General features: G+C 38.2%; 18 protein-coding genes. 13 read left to right on the top strand and 5 right to left on the bottom strand.

Going from position 1 to position 16,564, the window contains the following annotated elements; genetic code table 11:
* Positions 1–342: 342 nt before the first annotated feature.
* Positions 343–525 carry a hypothetical protein gene (locus CRI9333_RS02875; RefSeq protein ID WP_015201675.1) on the top strand — a complete coding sequence of 61 codons (183 nt, stop codon included), beginning with the start codon at positions 343–345 and terminating at the stop codon, positions 523–525.
* Here the strand turns inward: CRI9333_RS02875 and CRI9333_RS25485 are convergent, their stop codons facing one another.
* From CRI9333_RS25485 to CRI9333_RS28015, 3 genes are all read right to left on the bottom strand, one after another.
* The gene (locus CRI9333_RS25485) at positions 526–2,157 is read right to left on the bottom strand and encodes a serine/threonine-protein kinase (RefSeq protein ID WP_015201676.1); all 1,632 of its coding nucleotides are present in this window, start codon (positions 2,155–2,157) and stop codon (positions 526–528) included.
* A gap of 15 nt (positions 2,158–2,172) precedes the next feature.
* Entirely contained in the window at positions 2,173–3,750 is a 1,578-nt protein-coding gene (locus tag CRI9333_RS02885) for a helix-turn-helix transcriptional regulator (protein ID WP_015201677.1), read from the bottom strand.
* Between the two features lie 70 nt (positions 3,751–3,820).
* Positions 3,821–3,952 (bottom strand): hypothetical protein, encoded by a 132-nt coding sequence (locus CRI9333_RS28015; protein ID WP_269667509.1) that lies wholly within the window; start codon positions 3,950–3,952, stop codon positions 3,821–3,823.
* A gap of 67 nt (positions 3,953–4,019) precedes the next feature.
* On the opposite strand from CRI9333_RS28015, the gene CRI9333_RS02890 reads away from it, so the two are divergent.
* Together CRI9333_RS02890 and CRI9333_RS02895 are read left to right on the top strand one after the other, a co-directional pair.
* Positions 4,020–4,409 carry a GGDEF domain-containing protein gene (locus CRI9333_RS02890; RefSeq protein ID WP_051035337.1) on the top strand — a complete coding sequence of 130 codons (390 nt, stop codon included), beginning with the start codon at positions 4,020–4,022 and terminating at the stop codon, positions 4,407–4,409.
* 382 nt (positions 4,410–4,791) lie between these two features.
* Positions 4,792–5,010: a hypothetical protein gene (locus CRI9333_RS02895; RefSeq protein WP_015201678.1), complete on the top strand. Its 219-nt coding sequence runs from the start codon at positions 4,792–4,794 to the stop codon at positions 5,008–5,010.
* A gap of 185 nt (positions 5,011–5,195) precedes the next feature.
* On the opposite strand, the gene CRI9333_RS26485 is transcribed toward CRI9333_RS02895, so the two are convergent.
* A complete protein-coding gene (locus CRI9333_RS26485; protein WP_157462254.1) occupies positions 5,196–5,486 on the bottom strand; it encodes a hypothetical protein in 291 nt (96 codons plus the stop codon).
* A gap of 201 nt (positions 5,487–5,687) precedes the next feature.
* Here CRI9333_RS26485 and CRI9333_RS24675 point away from each other — a divergent pair, with 201 nt between their 5' ends.
* Together CRI9333_RS24675 and CRI9333_RS02910 are read left to right on the top strand one after the other, a co-directional pair.
* Entirely contained in the window at positions 5,688–7,076 is a 1,389-nt protein-coding gene (locus CRI9333_RS24675; RefSeq protein ID WP_015201680.1) for a peptidoglycan DD-metalloendopeptidase family protein, read from the top strand.
* Between the two features lie 196 nt (positions 7,077–7,272).
* A complete protein-coding gene (locus CRI9333_RS02910; protein ID WP_015201681.1) occupies positions 7,273–8,919 on the top strand; it encodes a GspE/PulE family protein in 1,647 nt (548 codons plus the stop codon).
* A 197-nt stretch (positions 8,920–9,116) separates the two neighbouring features.
* On the opposite strand, the gene CRI9333_RS26085 is transcribed toward CRI9333_RS02910, so the two are convergent.
* On the bottom strand, positions 9,117–10,253 hold the full coding sequence (locus CRI9333_RS26085) for a LabA-like NYN domain-containing protein (protein ID WP_015201682.1): 1,137 nt from the start codon (positions 10,251–10,253) through the stop codon (positions 9,117–9,119).
* Between the two features lie 368 nt (positions 10,254–10,621).
* On the opposite strand from CRI9333_RS26085, the gene ltrA reads away from it, so the two are divergent.
* From ltrA to CRI9333_RS02955, 8 genes are all read left to right on the top strand, one after another.
* The gene (ltrA, locus tag CRI9333_RS02920) at positions 10,622–11,665 is read left to right on the top strand and encodes a group II intron reverse transcriptase/maturase (RefSeq protein ID WP_015201683.1); all 1,044 of its coding nucleotides are present in this window, start codon (positions 10,622–10,624) and stop codon (positions 11,663–11,665) included.
* Positions 11,631–12,722: a CRISPR-associated endonuclease Cas1 gene (cas1, locus tag CRI9333_RS02925; protein WP_232229376.1), complete on the top strand. Its 1,092-nt coding sequence runs from the start codon at positions 11,631–11,633 to the stop codon at positions 12,720–12,722. Before ltrA ends, cas1 begins: the two co-directional genes overlap by 35 nt.
* 85 nt (positions 12,723–12,807) lie before the next feature.
* Positions 12,808–13,083, top strand: coding sequence for a CRISPR-associated endonuclease Cas2 (gene cas2 / locus CRI9333_RS02930; RefSeq protein WP_041225891.1), 276 nt, complete (start codon positions 12,808–12,810; stop codon positions 13,081–13,083).
* 163 nt (positions 13,084–13,246) lie between these two features.
* Complete coding sequence (locus CRI9333_RS02935) at positions 13,247–13,819, top strand: LabA-like NYN domain-containing protein (RefSeq protein WP_015201686.1); 573 nt, start codon at positions 13,247–13,249, stop codon at positions 13,817–13,819.
* A 167-nt stretch (positions 13,820–13,986) separates the two neighbouring features.
* Complete coding sequence (locus CRI9333_RS02940; protein WP_041225893.1) at positions 13,987–14,307, top strand: hypothetical protein; 321 nt, start codon at positions 13,987–13,989, stop codon at positions 14,305–14,307.
* Between the two features lie 75 nt (positions 14,308–14,382).
* The gene (locus CRI9333_RS02945) at positions 14,383–14,580 is read left to right on the top strand and encodes a hypothetical protein (protein WP_015201688.1); all 198 of its coding nucleotides are present in this window, start codon (positions 14,383–14,385) and stop codon (positions 14,578–14,580) included.
* A gap of 4 nt (positions 14,581–14,584) precedes the next feature.
* Positions 14,585–15,070, top strand: a complete 486-nt coding sequence (locus tag CRI9333_RS02950; protein ID WP_015201689.1) for a hypothetical protein — start codon at positions 14,585–14,587, stop codon at positions 15,068–15,070.
* A 152-nt stretch (positions 15,071–15,222) separates the two neighbouring features.
* On the top strand, positions 15,223–16,560 hold the full coding sequence (locus CRI9333_RS02955) for a HesA/MoeB/ThiF family protein (protein WP_015201690.1): 1,338 nt from the start codon (positions 15,223–15,225) through the stop codon (positions 16,558–16,560).
* Positions 16,561–16,564 lie beyond the last annotated feature (4 nt).

Here is a 16,564-nt window from a genome sequence, read left to right on the forward strand (position 1 = left end):
GCTGTGATCGCTTCCTCCCAAAAAAAAATTATACTTTCCCCGGAACGTTTTGGAATTAAACTATTTTTAGAGCCTGCGGAAGTTGTACATACACCACAGCCTCCACCAAGTTGTAGATTTACCTGAAAATCGGGGAGTATGAGGGGGAAATTGAGCGTAGCAAATCCTTATAGCTGTAATTTTTAATCTACTTACTTAAAATATCGTTTTTTTGGAAACAGCCTCTTCCGGCAAGGGAATATGTTGAACTTACAAACGTTGGGGGAAGACAAGTTTGTAAGAAGAATTTGGGAAATTACGTGGATTTCGCCAGGCATATTCAGGCTATTGCAGGAAATATAAATGAAAGCACTTTTTATTTCATCACTGGTTGTCTTGTTAACAATTTTACAACAAAACGTAGTCACATCTAAAACCGTACTTGACCCCGATGTGGCAAATACAGCCGAAAACCAAGGAAAAAAATGTGTAATCAAAACCCCAGACGGTGATATCCCTTGCTATCCAATGAATACTCAGGGATAACTACTCGACATGCTTACCACTGGCACGTAGTCGCTGACGTGCCATGCTTGCCCAAACCTGCTCTTCTAGAATAGAACTACTAGCATCTTGATAGCAGATGTCCCACTCTTGGGACGCATCTGCTTTCTGAGCTTCCTTGACTTGTGCCAACAAACAATAAGGGGAAGCATAATTATATTCATTAGTCTGGGAGATAGCGATCGCACGCTTCAAATAACCCTCAGCTTCCTGAATCCGATTTTGCTCCCAGCGTAACCAACCTAAATTCTTGTATAAAGAAGCTTGTATCCCTGGTTGAGAAGTAAGTTTGAACCCCTTGAATATTAAATCCACATTAACCGTCTTTGCATCTTCAGACAAAATCTGCAAACGAGCTAAACTACTAATCGCTGCTGCTCCTGCATCAGAATTGCTACCGTTAATCACATCCTGATATCTAGATATAGCACAATCAAAATCTTTTTTCTCCTCACAAATTTTACCTAAACTATACTCAGCAGCTTGATTATTGGGATTAAACTTCAATGCCAATTCATAGTAAGACTCAGCGCTGGAAAATTGACTGTTATTGTAGTGATCTGTACCAAGATTAGTAAAAAACTTATCAAGCCCTGGGATAATAAATTGATTAACCACACGAAAAATATAAGGAGCTAGAAAAATTACTACTAAAGCCCCTACTAATCCCCATTTAGCGGAATTAAGTATCCACTTTCTATCAAATAATTTACTTGAATCTGCTGGCGACTTAATTAATTGCAGGCGTTGTAAAATCACTCGTGTATTTTTAGGTCGCTTTTCTGGAAAAGCCGCCATCAAATCATCAATTAAATCAGCCAACTCCTGAGAAATACCCTTAACACTACTACGCCAAATCAACCTACCAGTCTTCGGATCTTCAGGAAAATCCATAGGGGATCTCCCCGTCAATAAATGTACAAAAGTACGCCCCAGAGCAAAGAAATCTGATGGGATAACAGCTTCACCAACAATTTGCTCCGGCGCAGCATATCCTGTTGTTCCTACTTTCGTTAGTCCCCACTCTCCCACCCCAACTATGCCAAAATCAATTAAAGCTAATTGACCGTTGGGTCTTACCAACAGATTAGATGGTTTAATATCTCTATGCAAAAGATTTTGACTATGTAAACCATCAAGAATATTCGTTAACTCTGACAACCAGACTAAAACGAATTCAGGAGAAATACCACCGTGTTTATCTATCCAATCAGCTAAATTTTCCCCTTCGATAAATTCCATTACCAAACAATACAACTGCTTCCCACTCTTCGGAAGCTGCACTGTAAAATAGCCATCAGGTTCAACCTTGGGAATACCCGAATGCTGCAAAAACATCAACACCCGTGCTTCTTGTTGAAATAACCTTACTAGAGCGGGATTATTACTGTACTTTAATACCTTTAAAACTTTTCTAGCGCCCCAATCATCCTCACCCAAACCTAAATCTATTACCTCAAAAATATCAGTAGGGAAAGCAGGATTTAATTCCCGTAGTGGTTTAACTATCCGATAACGTTGATTAATTAATAACTCACTACCACAACTCTGACAATGACTGAGATTGTCAGAATTTTCACGCTGTTGACATTTAGGGTTTATACAGTAGCTCACCTTACTCGCATTATATTAATTGCTAGGAATTTTTGAGATAATATCATTTAGGTTTGCGCCAGCATATCCGACTTTTAACCTAGGTTGTTTTTTTAGATTTTCACCAAGCTGTTTAAGTGAATCATAAATATTTCCTTCAGATCGGCGTAATTTATTTTGCAAATTATTAGCTAGTTGTTGGAGTAATTGGGATGATTGCCTAGCTGTATTAATTTGTTGCTTTTCACAAGATTTACCCAAACAATAATTTTTCAAAACTGAAAAATTTGAGAAATTGGGTTGACGCAGCAGTTGTTGAACTTCCTGAGTAACTTGCTGAACTAATTGCTGAGTTACATACTTTTTAATTAAAGGCTGGAGTTGTAACATTATTTCCGAGTCAGTTGTCGTTTTTTCAATTAAAGACCGTCGCTCTAAAGAATCCAAGTTATTTAAATACTCTGATAAGGATAAACTCTCAAAAAATTGTTGCTTTAATTGAAATATTCCAATTTGCTGTTCAATAATTGCTAACCAATACATCACATCTTCTTCAGATGAGGTTAAACGTTCAAATTGTTGCTCTAGTAAATAAGTCAGCGTATCATCCACAAATAAGGCTGTTGCTTCTAAAAATTGTGAGACATGACCATTAAAAAAATCTTTAATAGTGATGGCTACTATTTTAAAGGCTAGAAGATTATCCCGATAACGATTAAGTAGTTTTTGCCATTCTTCAGGGGTAGCAGATAATCCTTTTTCTTTAAATATCTCTTTAGCAATAATGTCTGCGCCAGTAGGTTTTAACTGTTTAACAGAATTTACAGAAAGTAAGGCTAACTCCGCAGGTGCTTCTGAACTAATTAGTATTAAGCAACTTTGATGGTTAATTTCTGCTACTCGTTGAAATAGTTCTCGATATTCTTCATATCCAGTGCGATAGTATCCAGCTAACTCTTCTGTCTGTAATAATGTCTCAAAGTCATCTAAAACAATTAAACAACGATGTGCTTGTAAGCATTCCAACAATAGGGAAATTTGCGAGTTAGAGTCGTCTGGTAAATTTTTTGCTGGTTGTTGGGAGATAAATTCAATTAGGGTTGTGACAAGATCTGTAACTGAAGGGGAGTTACGAAGCGATCGCCAAATGACAAAATCAAACTGGGTTTGATTTTGTTGAGCAAACTGCACAGATAAACTGGTTTTACCGCATCCAGTCATTCCCAAGATTGCAACTAAACGCGCTGAGTCTGCATTCACCCATTGTTTAAGCAAGTTTAAGTCTGCTATTCGTCCGTAGAAAGCGCCCAGATCTGGTGCTTCTCCCCAATCAGTACGACTATTGGTAGTAGAACGATTGCGAGCTTGGTATTGTGAGATCAGAAATTGCTTTAACTCGGCAATCTTCCCAGGTCTGATTCCAGTGATATTAAATTTCCTGTAGACTTCACCCAGGCGTTTACGCACTGCAACTTCGCTGATACCTATTGTTGATGCGATCGCTACTGTCGGTTCAGATCGCAACGCTAAAGCTAACGCCTCAAACTCGGCATCTGAGACACCGTACTCAGCAGTAAGCTGTCGGATAAAGTCTTGGGGAAGATCTGAAATCAAGATTTAATCTCTAACTCGCAAATCACTTAAGTTTATTATAGTCCGTGAGAGTAGCTGATGATACAAGCAATTAATTAGAATAGCTTGACCAAACATCAGCAGGGTTGCACCTACGTTCCATTTCCCCTACCTGATAGCGAGAGCCTGATGCCATACCTAAAAGTAAACGGGACAAAATACTTGAAAAATTTCCTGTTGACATAAAAATAATTACTTATATATAGTTGGTGAGATAAGTGAGATAACCTATAGGGTAACAACTTTTTCTTGTGTTGTCAGTAGCTCAACTGTTGCCTCAAAGCTTAATTATCTTGGATGTAGACTATTTTCGTTGTGTCAATAATAATTATGGACATTTGGTAGGCGATCGCGTTTTACAAATCTTGGCGATGCGTTTGCAAAACCACTTGCGCTCTGAAGATACCATTTTTCGGTATGGTGGTGAGGAATTTGTGATTATTCTCAGCAATACTGATGCTGTTATAGTACGGAAAATCGCCGACCGTCTGCGCGTGTTGATTGGCTCTCAACTAATAAGCATTGAATCAAGCTTGAGTATCAATATTACTATCAGCTTGGGAACTGCTACGCTCAAACCTACTGATGATGCTCAAAGTCAGTTTACTATAACGAGCAGATCGATACTTGCTGCAAGCTAAGGCTGCTGGTCGCAACCAGGTGTTGAGCGATTAATTGTAGGGCTATCACGACTTATGGAATCAGTTATACTTCCTTCTCAAGTAAACAGCTACTAACTATATGTAATGTGAGAGCTACTAACTATCTGAAAACTAATCAGTAAAACCCTTGCTATGACAACGTTATAAGGCTAAAAATTATAATATATGTTGGGTTTTAAACAGATTATAGAAAATTTTCAGCAATTTAACTTGACAAACATTTTTGAAGTAGTTACAGTAAGTGAGAAATAAGTAATTGCAAGGTAAACAATAAACTTAGCTAAGGATATAACAGCTTTGTACAAGTGAGGACAATGTTCTCAGTTAACAATAACCATTACACCAACCACAAGGACTAGATATGTTATCTCCCGATCGCGTCTCCATCTCAATTGATGAAGTATTTACTCGGATCAAAAATACTCTGCTCCATACTTGGTCAGAAACAGGCTTTGGACAAATATCTATTGAAAGCGAACGCATCAAAGCTAATAAAATTCGGGTAATAGTTCGGGGTTCTACTCACTATTGTTATGTGATTAGTGATGAGGACGTTAATAGTTGCAAAGAGGGTGGGTAATTTCGTTAACTATTAGAACTGCACAGATCGGCTCCTACTGGCAGAAAATTACAAGCTAATACAAGAAAATACGTATTACTAATCAGTACCAGCCTTTGATGGGTGTGATTCTCACGCGGCTGGGGAAGTAATGAAGCGCTCTGTTTCACTACTTCTCCAGCTTTTTGTTTTCTCTATCAAGCCAATTAATTTAATTCTGAGTGAGTTGGGAACATGAAAAAATTTTTACTTTTCTGTTTAAGGAGTCCGTGTTCGATAATTCTGTGGGAATTTTGTAGTTTATTTTTTTGGCTTTCCACAGCTAATGCTGGCGGTTTTGGAGAACAAAAACCACCTTCTCCACAGCCGATTTCAGTACCATCTCCAGAAGTTATAACACCTTCACCGGCACCAGTTATTCCGCCTTCACCTACACCTACAACAACAGATAAAACTTCTGGTTTGAATGTTGTTACACCAATTTTGAATTGGGACAAATGGGGGCAAACCTACTGGTCAAATCAGAACATCTGCCGAGAAATGAACGCCAACGTTATTTGTTTATCTGCTCAAACTGCTCGTCAAATGCGGTGGCAGATTCCCCCCAAAAATCAGGCAATTAATTCTGTAGTTCGAGCCAGAAAGCTTTAGTAATTTTCCGTTTTCACACAAATTAACAGTACAGGAGTTATTTTAAGATGTTGAATAAACTTTGGAAGATATTGACAGTAAGCTCTGCGGCTGTTTCAACTTTAGTTATGGGTGCAGTAGTAGTTCAAGCAGCAGAAACATTCTCTGTAGACAACGTAGCTTTAAATACCAATTGGAATTTCCGTCGTATTGATAGTCAACCCAGAATGTCTATCTGGCCGCGTAATGATGGCGATCCTGATCAACAATTTGATCGATTAACAGGAAATCTTGGCGGTACTCTGTTGAAACATCGCTCTACTGGTAATTGTTTGAATGCACATTCCTTGTGGAATGGAGCAGAAATCAATGTCTGGCCGTGTAATGGTAGCGACCCCGATCAAAACTGGAATTTAATTAATGTTAGTGATGGTCGAATGTTGATCCAAAGAAGGGGAACTAATCTCTGTGTTGATACTCCCACACGCGATAATGGTGGCAAAGTTCATCTGTGGGATTGTGATAGTAATAATGGCAATCAACGCTGGAGAAGCAGCGCATATACAGCACCACCACCTCCCACTGGAAGTAATATCATTGTCAAGGCAAGCACAAGCAACTTAAATTTTAACCGAGGTCAACAATGGGTTACTTCTACTAACTACAAGTTTATATTTCAAGGTGATGGAAATTTAGTTCTTTATAACCCACAGGGTAAAGCAATTTGGGCGACTGGAACGGATAACACAGGTGCTGATATCTTTTCTGTACAAGCTGATGGGAATGTTGTGCTTTACGATCGCGGAAAACCAGTTTGGGCAACTGACACATCGGGTCGCCCTGGTGCTTTCCTAGCTATTCAAACAGATGGGAATGTTGTTGTATATGCCTCTAATAATACACCGTTATTCGCTACTGGTACAGATGGAGGAAGGGTAACAACGTTTATAGCATCAGCAGATTGGCTGAAAAAAAATGGTGGAAGTCCAACACCTCCTCCTTCACCCATAGTTGATATGGTAGGTCTTAAAAAGCTACTGTTTAGAAATGTTTCTAGTACTCTTACATCACCTTATGGAATGCGAAACTGCCAGATTTGGGGAAATACTTATTGGAATTGTCAGCATCCCGCACTTGATATTGCAGCTACAGTCAACTCTCCAATTTACTCCCCAATTGAAGGAGTTGTAATTGCACGAAATGATAACTATGGAATTGTTGGAATATATAATCAGAAGTCTAACAAAACATTCTTTTTTGGTCATATGAACAGAACAGATGTTGTTAAGAGCCAACGAGTAACCAAGGGTCAACAGGTAGGTATAGAAGGTACAAAAGGTCACGTAACTGGACCTCACCTCCACTTTGAAGCTCGTCCTGGGAATCAGCCTTATATGGCGACTGACATCAGACAAGCTATTAACCCTCTAGATGCAGTTAATCAAGCAAATCAGTAACCAGAGTTTCAGGTAAAATTAGCTAGTTTTGTTGTAGTTTAAGCGATCGCACTTCTGGTACGATACCGTTTCTCTTTAACTCTACTACCGATGGTTGACGTAGAGATTAATCTGTAGCATAAATTTAGGAAATTGGTATGCAGTGTGCGATCTCTTTTAATTTAAACCGCTTTCAGTTAATCAAGATTTTCACAATATGCCAACTATCTCGCCTACTATTAACTCAGCTTGGCAGAAATTAACACAACAGGAAATTACCTGTCAAGAAGCACTTAAACTTTTGATAAATGACCAAAAAATTGTTAACCTTAATTTCTTAGATCCAGAAGTTTATGCCCGTTTCTTTCGAGAATTTTCTAATCGCAGTGCTTTACCGCCTCTAATTCCTTTACTACTTTGGCGCAATTGTTACTATTTAGGCTGTCCAATTCCCCTAAAACCAGATGCCATACAACAACTGCGAGATCGCACTTTAACAGACATCAAAATTATCCCCATCGCCGAAAAAAGTTATCGCCTTTGGTCACTCAGCCAAAACTTTAAGCCTAACGAGATTAGCACTTCTACTATTGCTAATCCTAATACCAACGATGCTGAACTTTCTGATATTAGCGAAATCACATCACTTTATCTCACCAAAGCTGATAGCCAAATTGAACGAATTAAAACAATTATCAGTGGTGCTTTACACCATCGCGCTAGTGATATTCATCTGGAACCCACAACTGATGGCTTAAGAGTGCGCTATCGCATTGATGGCATTTTGCGGGATATTACTACTCTACCTGTTGATGTTAGTCGTAAAGCGATTGTGGCATTGAAAGTAATGTCTCAAATGGACATTGCTGAAAGTCGTCGCCCGCAAGATGGCAGGATTGGAGAAAGTTATTCTTCAACAGAAGAAGTAGATTTGCGTGTAGATATGCGGGTAAGTACCCTACCTTGTGTGGGTGGGGAGAAAGCAGTTATTCGGTTACTACCACGAGAAAACCCGTTTTCTGGATTAGAAGATTTAGGGTTTTCCCCGAAAAAATTAGAGATTTATAAAACATGGTTGCAACAACCCCAAGGGATGGTTATTATCACAGGCCCAACGGGTTCAGGTAAAACCAGTACACTTTATAACAGTCTCCAAGCTGTAGCTACATCTGATGTCAATGTAGTTACAGTAGAAGACCCTGTAGAGTATGTGTTACCTAGAATTACCCAAACTCAGGTACATGATGCTGCTGGTATGACCTTTGCTGCTGGACTCAGAGCAATTTTACGCCAAGACCCAGATATCATTATGCTGGGAGAAATTCGGGATGGAGAAACGGCAGAAACGGCAGTAAGAGCCGCATTAACAGGACATTTGGTGTTGACTACTCTGCATACTAATGATGCTGTGAGTGCGATTCCTCGTTTAAAGGATATTGGCCCAGATTCTAGTTTAGTTGGTGATGCTTTGTTGGGGATTGTCGCACAGCGATTAGTCCGTAAGGTTTGCCCTCATTGTGCGGAAGTTTACACGCCAACTGAAGCAGATTTGAGAATGCTGGGTTTGGAAAAAGCCGAAGTGGATTTAAGTGGGTGGCGTAGGGGGAAAGGTTGTGCTAATTGTTTCCATTCTGGCTATTTTGGACGGGAAGCAATTTTAGAGTTGTTGAATGTCGATAGTCACGTGCGAGAGTTGATTTATGAGGGAACGATGACACAGTTGCATCGCTATTTGTCATCAATTGGGTTTGATTCATTTCGGGTAGCTGCAATTGAGAAGGTGACTCAAGGGGTGACTACTATTAGTGAGGTGTTGCGGGTGTTACCCCATAGTGCTTTGTCAATAGGACTTAAGCCAATCTAATCTAATGTGGGTTCATGCCCATAGCACGCTGAGTGCGTAATTCCCAATCGCGAAAGTTGTAACTGCTGGTTAATCGAGAAAATTTTTCTGTAATTAAATCTTATCAGTTTTAAATAATTGAGTAAGGCGATCGCTTATGATGTGCAGATCGCCCGCCATTAAACCTCAACTACTTTTATTGAAAAATCCTGTAGTAATTAAGCAATACCTTTCAGGGCTGGACGAGATCTTGATGGAGAAACAGGAACTTTGCATATTTGATTATACAGTGTGTCTAAATCGACATAGCGATCGCACGCTTTAATCAATACTTTGCTAGTAAATTTCCGAAAACTCACTACCTCTACCTGTACAAGATGTTGTTGAACTTGCTTAACAACACAAGTAAAATCGCTATCACCACTAACTAAGACAGCCGTATCATAACTGCCAAGTTTATCGATCATATCCAAAGCTAATTCAACATCCAAATTAGCTTTTTTAGAACCATCTTTAAATTGCACCACATCTTTCTGAATAATTTGATAACCTAGATGGCGCAGATAAGATAAGAAGCGTTCCTGGTTAGGCTGATTACGCTCAACACCAGTATAAAAATATGCACCTACTAGCTCACCATTATTAGTTAAAAAATTTAGAAGCTTGGCAAAATCAATTTCCCATCCTTTTTCGACTACAGCATGATACAAATTAGCACCATCAATAAAAATCATTACCCGCCCCCGTTGTCCCTGAGCTAAAGTTTTAGTAGCAGGTTGAGCCGCTAAGGTATTAGAGGTTGTTGTTTTTATTTTTGTTAATTGCTCAACTAGCACTGCCATTTGGTTTTCTAAGCCAATAATAGTTTGTTGGCATTCAGCTATTTGCGGGGTTAATACTTGAGCAATGATTACTTCTTGCTTATTAAGTCTTTCAATCTTTGACTTAATAGCTGCTAAAGCTTGACGAGGTAGCAGATCTTGTCTGGCTTGTGTAATAGCTGATTCAACAGCTTGAATTTGAGATCCTAATATGGCATTATTCGCTTCACTATCTTCTCTTGCTAAATTAATTGTTGCTCCAAGCGCTTGAGAGTGTTGTTGTAATTGAGTTAAACGCTGACGATTATATAAGTGGCTTAAACAAAAAGATACAGATAAAGGTATTACTCCTAAAAGTAATTGTTGATAAACTGTTGCTGCTACACTACCAGCAATTGCACTAGCTACTGATGCCGCTTCTATTACTGTTGCTAATTTGTTATTATTGACGGCAAGCTTACTAACCTTTTGAGAACGAGTCCGGCTATTGCCTGTTGCTGTGGTTTGAGTGAATAAAGAGATGTCTGTAACCATCTAACTACCACCTCAGTTAATCAATATAATTACAGTATCCTCTTTAAAGGAAAGAGGGTTTTCCTAGCTGGGTTTGCCAAGGACAACTACTCTCATAACTTATTAGTTACCAAGTTATATTCCGGCTCCTTTTTGTGGGAATCAACCTTAAATAAATTATTAAATGAACTTAGATCAATTTCGGGAAAATCGGAATTATATTTAGGCTCTTGTCTTAGATTGCAGAAAAAATTGAAATGAGGGTGAGGCCTTAAAATTTTTAGGAAATACCTGCTTCCATAGTCATGTGATAGTAATGTTAACTACTTTAACAGTCAATAACTTTTGCCCCTTATAAACTCATAGCTAGTTATAGCAGGTAAATTAAAATGAGCCAACTAGAAATCAACATTCTTCATTCTCAGACACAGAGAGACTTAACCTCTAGCGATATTGTTGAGGAATTCCTGAGTAGAGAAAATTTTCAACGTGCTTGGAGAAAAGTCGCTGAAAATCAAGGTAGTGCCGGAGTGGATGAAGAAACAACTGATGATTTTAATCATAATTTGAATAGTAACCTCTCTCAATTAAGAGACGCAGTTGCTAACAGCACATATCAACCACTACCATTTAAACAAGTTTTTATACCTAAACAGAAGGGAAGTTGGCGAGAATTAAAAATTCCCACGGTGCGAGATAGAATTGTTCAACAAGCATTATTAAATGTTCTAGCTCCCATTATGGAGAATAAGTTTTCTCCAGCTAGTTTTGCCTATCGTCCTCATATGTCTTACATCAATGCTGTCGAACAAGTTGCTCATTGGCGGGACTTAGGTTATCACTGGGTAATGGATGCAGACGTCTCTAAATATTTTGATAGTATTGACCATCAACGATTGTTAATAGTGGTAAGAAAATATTTAGATAATCCAGGTATATTATGTTTAATTAAAGCTTGGATTTCGGCTGGCGTGTTAACTAAAGAGGGAATAGTCAGAAATGACAAAGGAATTCCTCAAGGGGCAGTTATTTCGCCAATGCTGGCTAATATTTATCTCGATGAATTTGACAAGATTATCTCGGCATCGGATTTAAAACTTGTGCGTTATGCAGATGATTTTTTAGTATTAGCTACTACTCAAGAGCGCATTGTTAAAGCTTACTCAGAAGTAGAACAAATTCTTAATTCTTTCAAGTTAACACTACATCCTGAAAAAACTCAAATTACCAATTTTGAGCGCGGATTTCGGTTTTTAGGTCATGGCTTTCTAGAAAATGCCATTTTTCCTGTTGAGTCATCTAAAACTGTGTCTGCATCTGGAGTAGAAGGTAAGGGAAGTAAAAAAAAGCTTTCAACGAGAAACGACGCAAGCAAGGCAAACAGAAACTCTGCCAGCATTGCGATCGCCACTTCCGTTAACTTCAGAAACTGATAAAGAAAAGCAACTCGGAAAGTCTGCTATTAAAACTGTTTGGAATAGAGAAATGGCTACTATTTATTTGCTTGAACCTGGGTCAACACTTTATAAAGAACATCTCCGCTTTGTAATTTGGGTTCCTGATGAGCAGAAAATTGAAGTGCCAATCCGAGAAGTTGAACGGATTCTTGTTTTTGGCAATATTCAAGTAACTACTCAGGCAATTAACGCTTGTTTAGAACAACAAATATTAGTATTATTTTTAAGTACCACTGGTCAATATAAAGGTCATATTTGGAATTGGGAATCTAATCATCTAGGCAACGAATTAATCCAAATTGAAAAGCGTCAAGATCCGCAGTTTCAATTTTTAGTATCTCAAGCGATCGTGCGTGGTAAATTGGCAAACTCTAGACAATTGTTGATGAGATTAAACCGCAAGCGCAAAGTAGCAGAAGTGTCTCAAGCTATTGCGGGTATTGGTACGGATATTTCGGCTCTTGATACAGTTAATAATCTAGATAGTTTGCGGGGTTATGAAGGAGTTGGCGCTGCCCGATATTTTCCGGCGTTTGGTCAGTTAATCACTAATCCAGAATTTAGTTTTTCTTTGCGATACCGCCAGCCTCCTACCGATCCAGTTAATTCCTTATTGAGTTTTGGTTACACTCTGTTATTTAACAACGTTTTAAGTTTGATTGTTGCCGAAGGGCTATCTCCTTATTTTGCTAATTTACACTACGGGGAAGATAAAAAGCCATATTTAGCTTTCGATTTAATGGAGGAATTTCGTTCGCCAATTGTAGATAGTTTAGTCTTAAAACTCATCAATAGCGCAGTCTTCAAGTCCAGAGATTTTGAAACTGTTGTTAGTACTGGAGGAGTTTATTTAAGGAAGGAATCCAGACGAATTTTTCTGCAACATTTTGAAAAACGCATGAATGAAGAACTTTCTCATCCTGACTTGCTATCTCAAGTTTCTTATCGACACGCTATTCAATTGCAGATTCGACGCTATAAGCGCAGTTTATTGCATAGTATAGCTTATGAGCCATTTTTAAGAACAGCATAACAAAAGTTGGTAAGTGAATGAGACAATAAGGGAATGAGAAATGATTACCTAATTTTCTCACTTTTCCACTTTCCCCATCCCCAAGATAATGGTTGTTGTAGTTTATGACATTCCTGATGATAAAAGACGCGTAAAGTTATCAAATTTTTTAGAGGGCTACGGAAATAGAATCCAATGGTCCGTTTTCGAGTGTTTTATCAGTTTGAACGAAATGCGAGAACTGTATCAAAAGGTAAAGAAACAAGTTAAGCCAGCAGAGGATAATGTTCGTTTTTACTGGATGTCCGATGAAGCTGTGTCGATGACTTTAACTATTGGTAGTGAAAATCCTGAACCACCTCCTAAGTATTATGTTATCTAAGCTTGAGTAATTTTAATAAAGCAGGGCTGAGTGTCGTATACCAAGAGTTTAATAAACTTTCATGGCGTGTGATCGCACCAATTGAGATTTAAGGAAACCCCTATTTCCAGTAGTGAGCTTTAATCACAAATAAGCGAAAACAAATAGTGATGTCAGCAAAACTATGGGAATTAATCGTCGGGTACTAATCCTAGCAGATAGCGACAATACTTTCTTAGCAGCACAAAGCTTTAATCGAAAGCTAGACTGGCAAAAAATCCGTGACTACCTAGCTAATTCGCAAGAAGGTAGGGAATTAATTGAAATGGTGATCTATGTAGGGTTACCACCCGCTAGAGAAAGATTTGAAGAACAACGAAAAACTAAAGAAAGATTCATTTACTGGGCAAAAAGTAATGGCTTTTTAGTTGTTGTTAAAGAAGGTAAAGCCAAAGGCGATGACTATGAAACAAACATTGATATTGTCATGGCAATGGATGCCATTGAATTAGCCTTAGAAGTTAAACCAGACATTGTAGTTTTAGTAACTGGAGATTCAGATTTTGCCTATTTAGCAGAAAAATTAAGAAGACGGGGTATGCGAGTAGAAGTTGCCTCAGTTGAACAATCTCTAGGTAACGATCTCAAAGTCGCTGCTAGTAGTGTCGTAGATTTGATTGAAGTTTTTGATAAATTTGATAGACAAGATAACGGGCAAAACTATTATCGAATTGGTAATACTAATCTTTTTGATTAATTCTTATTGGTTTTTCATAAGAATTATCAAGATAACTTACACTAAACGCGAACACCTAATGATTTGCTCTTTTCCTAACCTGAAGGTAGCCGCCCATTTTGACCTTGTTTGAGCAAAAAAATGTGTAAGGTTTACTCAAGGTTGTAGCTGTAAATGAGGACAAAATGATGACAACTGTAAATGGAAAATTAATCTTAGAAGAACACAATAAATTAGACAAAATTACTCAAAAAGTAGATAATTTGAATCAAAGTTGGCAAAAATTAGAGGTACAGCTAACCCTGCTAAGTCAAGAACAAAAAACCGAATATTTAAAGCAAATCAATTTTGTCAAGATAGACTTGAAAAGACTTGAAAATCTTTACCAAAAATTGTTAATAGTAATGGTCGTCAGTACAGTGGGTTTAGTAAGCGTGTATGTTTGGTTGGGTTTTAATTATCCATCTGCCCATCAGCAAACTCAAGAACAAGTATTACCTCAACAATAACTAACACAACTTTCCTGGTGGCACTAATTAAGAGCTAAAATTATCCGATTAATTGAGAGATGAGAGGACATTAACATGAGAGCAGTTGTTAATGGTAAATTAGTCGATTTACCTGAAGGCGCAACCATTGAAGATTTGAGATCGCGACTTCCTGAAATTGGCAATGATGACGTAATGGAAGAAGGATTTGGAGGGACTAAACCCTTAAAAGAAACAGACGCACTCAAAGAAGGTTCCAAAGTTTGGACAGTTCCTAAAATCGTAAAAGGTTAAGACTATGACAATTACAATTAATCGCGGTCAATCAGGATTTAAACCGAGCGAGAGAATTATTTTTGAACTGAAAGTTTTGGAAAAAGTTGCTAAAAACGTCATTGTTGGTGGCAAAACGATTGGTGGCATTCAATACACAGCAATGTTAGTTAAAGGAATGCCTTTATCTTCTAAGAAATTTACAGTTTCTAACTCAGATGTGTTATTTTTACTGCCACCAGACTACCCACGTCTTCCGCCGATTGGCTGCTATCTCAACTATCCTTGGAACACTGTAGGAGAGGGAGATCATCACTTTACCAGACAAAGTTATTATGGCGCACCATTTTTAAGCGAGGAAGGTTGGTACTGGTACTGTGTTGGCTTAGGGGGAGGATTTAATCGAGATAAATGGCTGAACTCCTGGCGACCTAGTAGCTATCCCGAAAAAGGACATAATCTCGCTACCTTATTTGTCACAGCCCGCCACGCAATTAATAGTGATGATTAGGTGCAAATGCAATCTGCATCACAATACTCTCAAGACTTACGCCAATTACGAAAATAAACACCATCTGTAGGGGCAATCCCCCTGTGGTTGCCCTTGCATTTAATGTCTCTGCGTAAGTCCTGACTGTCTTACTTCATTAAAGTTAAAAAGATATGCGCTACCCAAAAATTTCTTTACACATCCCACCACAAATGTGGTATCAGTTTCGTCAAGTCATGCAAAAGGCTCGAAAGACAAATGAAGAAGTTATTGGTTTCTTCTTTTGTAAACGCCATCAATTATCAAAACATCAGGTAAGATATTTGCCCAAATCCTGGGTTGTTCCTGAACCTGATTGTTATGAACGTCAATCTATCAGTGGGTTAGTATTAAAACAACAATTTCACCTGTACTTGCTTCATAATCATCTAATACCAGGATTAGATGTTGTCCACATTCATACTCATGCAGGTCAAGGTCAACTATCATTCTCCTGTGTTGACGACCGTTACGAATCAGAATATGCCAAATTTCTTTCATCTACTTTCAAGAAAAAACCTCGCTTGATTTCGGGAATTTTTGATGAATCGCTGCAAAACAGCCAATTCCGGCTCTGGGATAGAAAAGGACAATCTTTTCAAAAAATAAATTTTGATAAATCCTGGTTTGCATTGGAAGAGAAAACAGCCTATTTACCAGAAACAGAATTAATGTTTGCTCGTCAACAAGTTTTTGGAAAAACTTTCCAAAAACAACTGGGCGAACTTTCAGTTACATTAATTGGCTGTGGTGGAATTGGAGCGATTTTTGCCGAACAGCTAGGACGTTTAGGTGTAAAAAAGTGGCTATTAATCGATCCAGATCGTTTGGAAACAGTTAATTTAAATCGGATGCCTGCTGCTACACCAGAAATGGTTAAAGAACGGTGGTATAAAGTTCACTATGTCAAACAATTGATTAAAAGAATTTATGCTACTGGTTCTAGTGTCAAAGCTATGCCTGTCTCTATTACAGATGAATCAGTTCAACGGGAAGTTGCTGCAACAGATTTAATTGTTGTTGCTACTGACAATCATTATTCTCGCCAAGTTGCCCAAGAATTAGCTTTGAAGTATATGCGTCCCTTAGTTTGTCTTGGTACTCATATAGATATTCAAGGTAATGGAACACCCCGAATGTATGGTCGAGTTACTGTTCCACCACTTGGGGGTGGCTGGTGTTTGATGTGTGGCAATATGATTAATTTACGCATAGCAGCTTTAGAGTTGGCTCCTTTTGAGATTAATCATTTAGCAATGCAAGCAGGTTATTTAGAAGGGATTAATAATCCAGCAGTTTTTTGGTTAAATAGCTTGTGTGCAAGTTCGGGAGTTGGGGTAATTCATGGAATGCTCAGTGGTTTCCTAAATGTTGATTCTGGTCTTGACTGGATTTATGATTTTTCTGAGTCTAATTGGCTGAAAACTAACACTAATTATTTAACTGGTTCTGATTGTTATTTTTGTGGCTGAGTTT

This window comes from Crinalium epipsammum PCC 9333, from assembly GCF_000317495.1.
GTDB lineage: Bacteria > Cyanobacteriota > Cyanobacteriia > Cyanobacteriales > PCC-9333 > Crinalium > Crinalium epipsammum.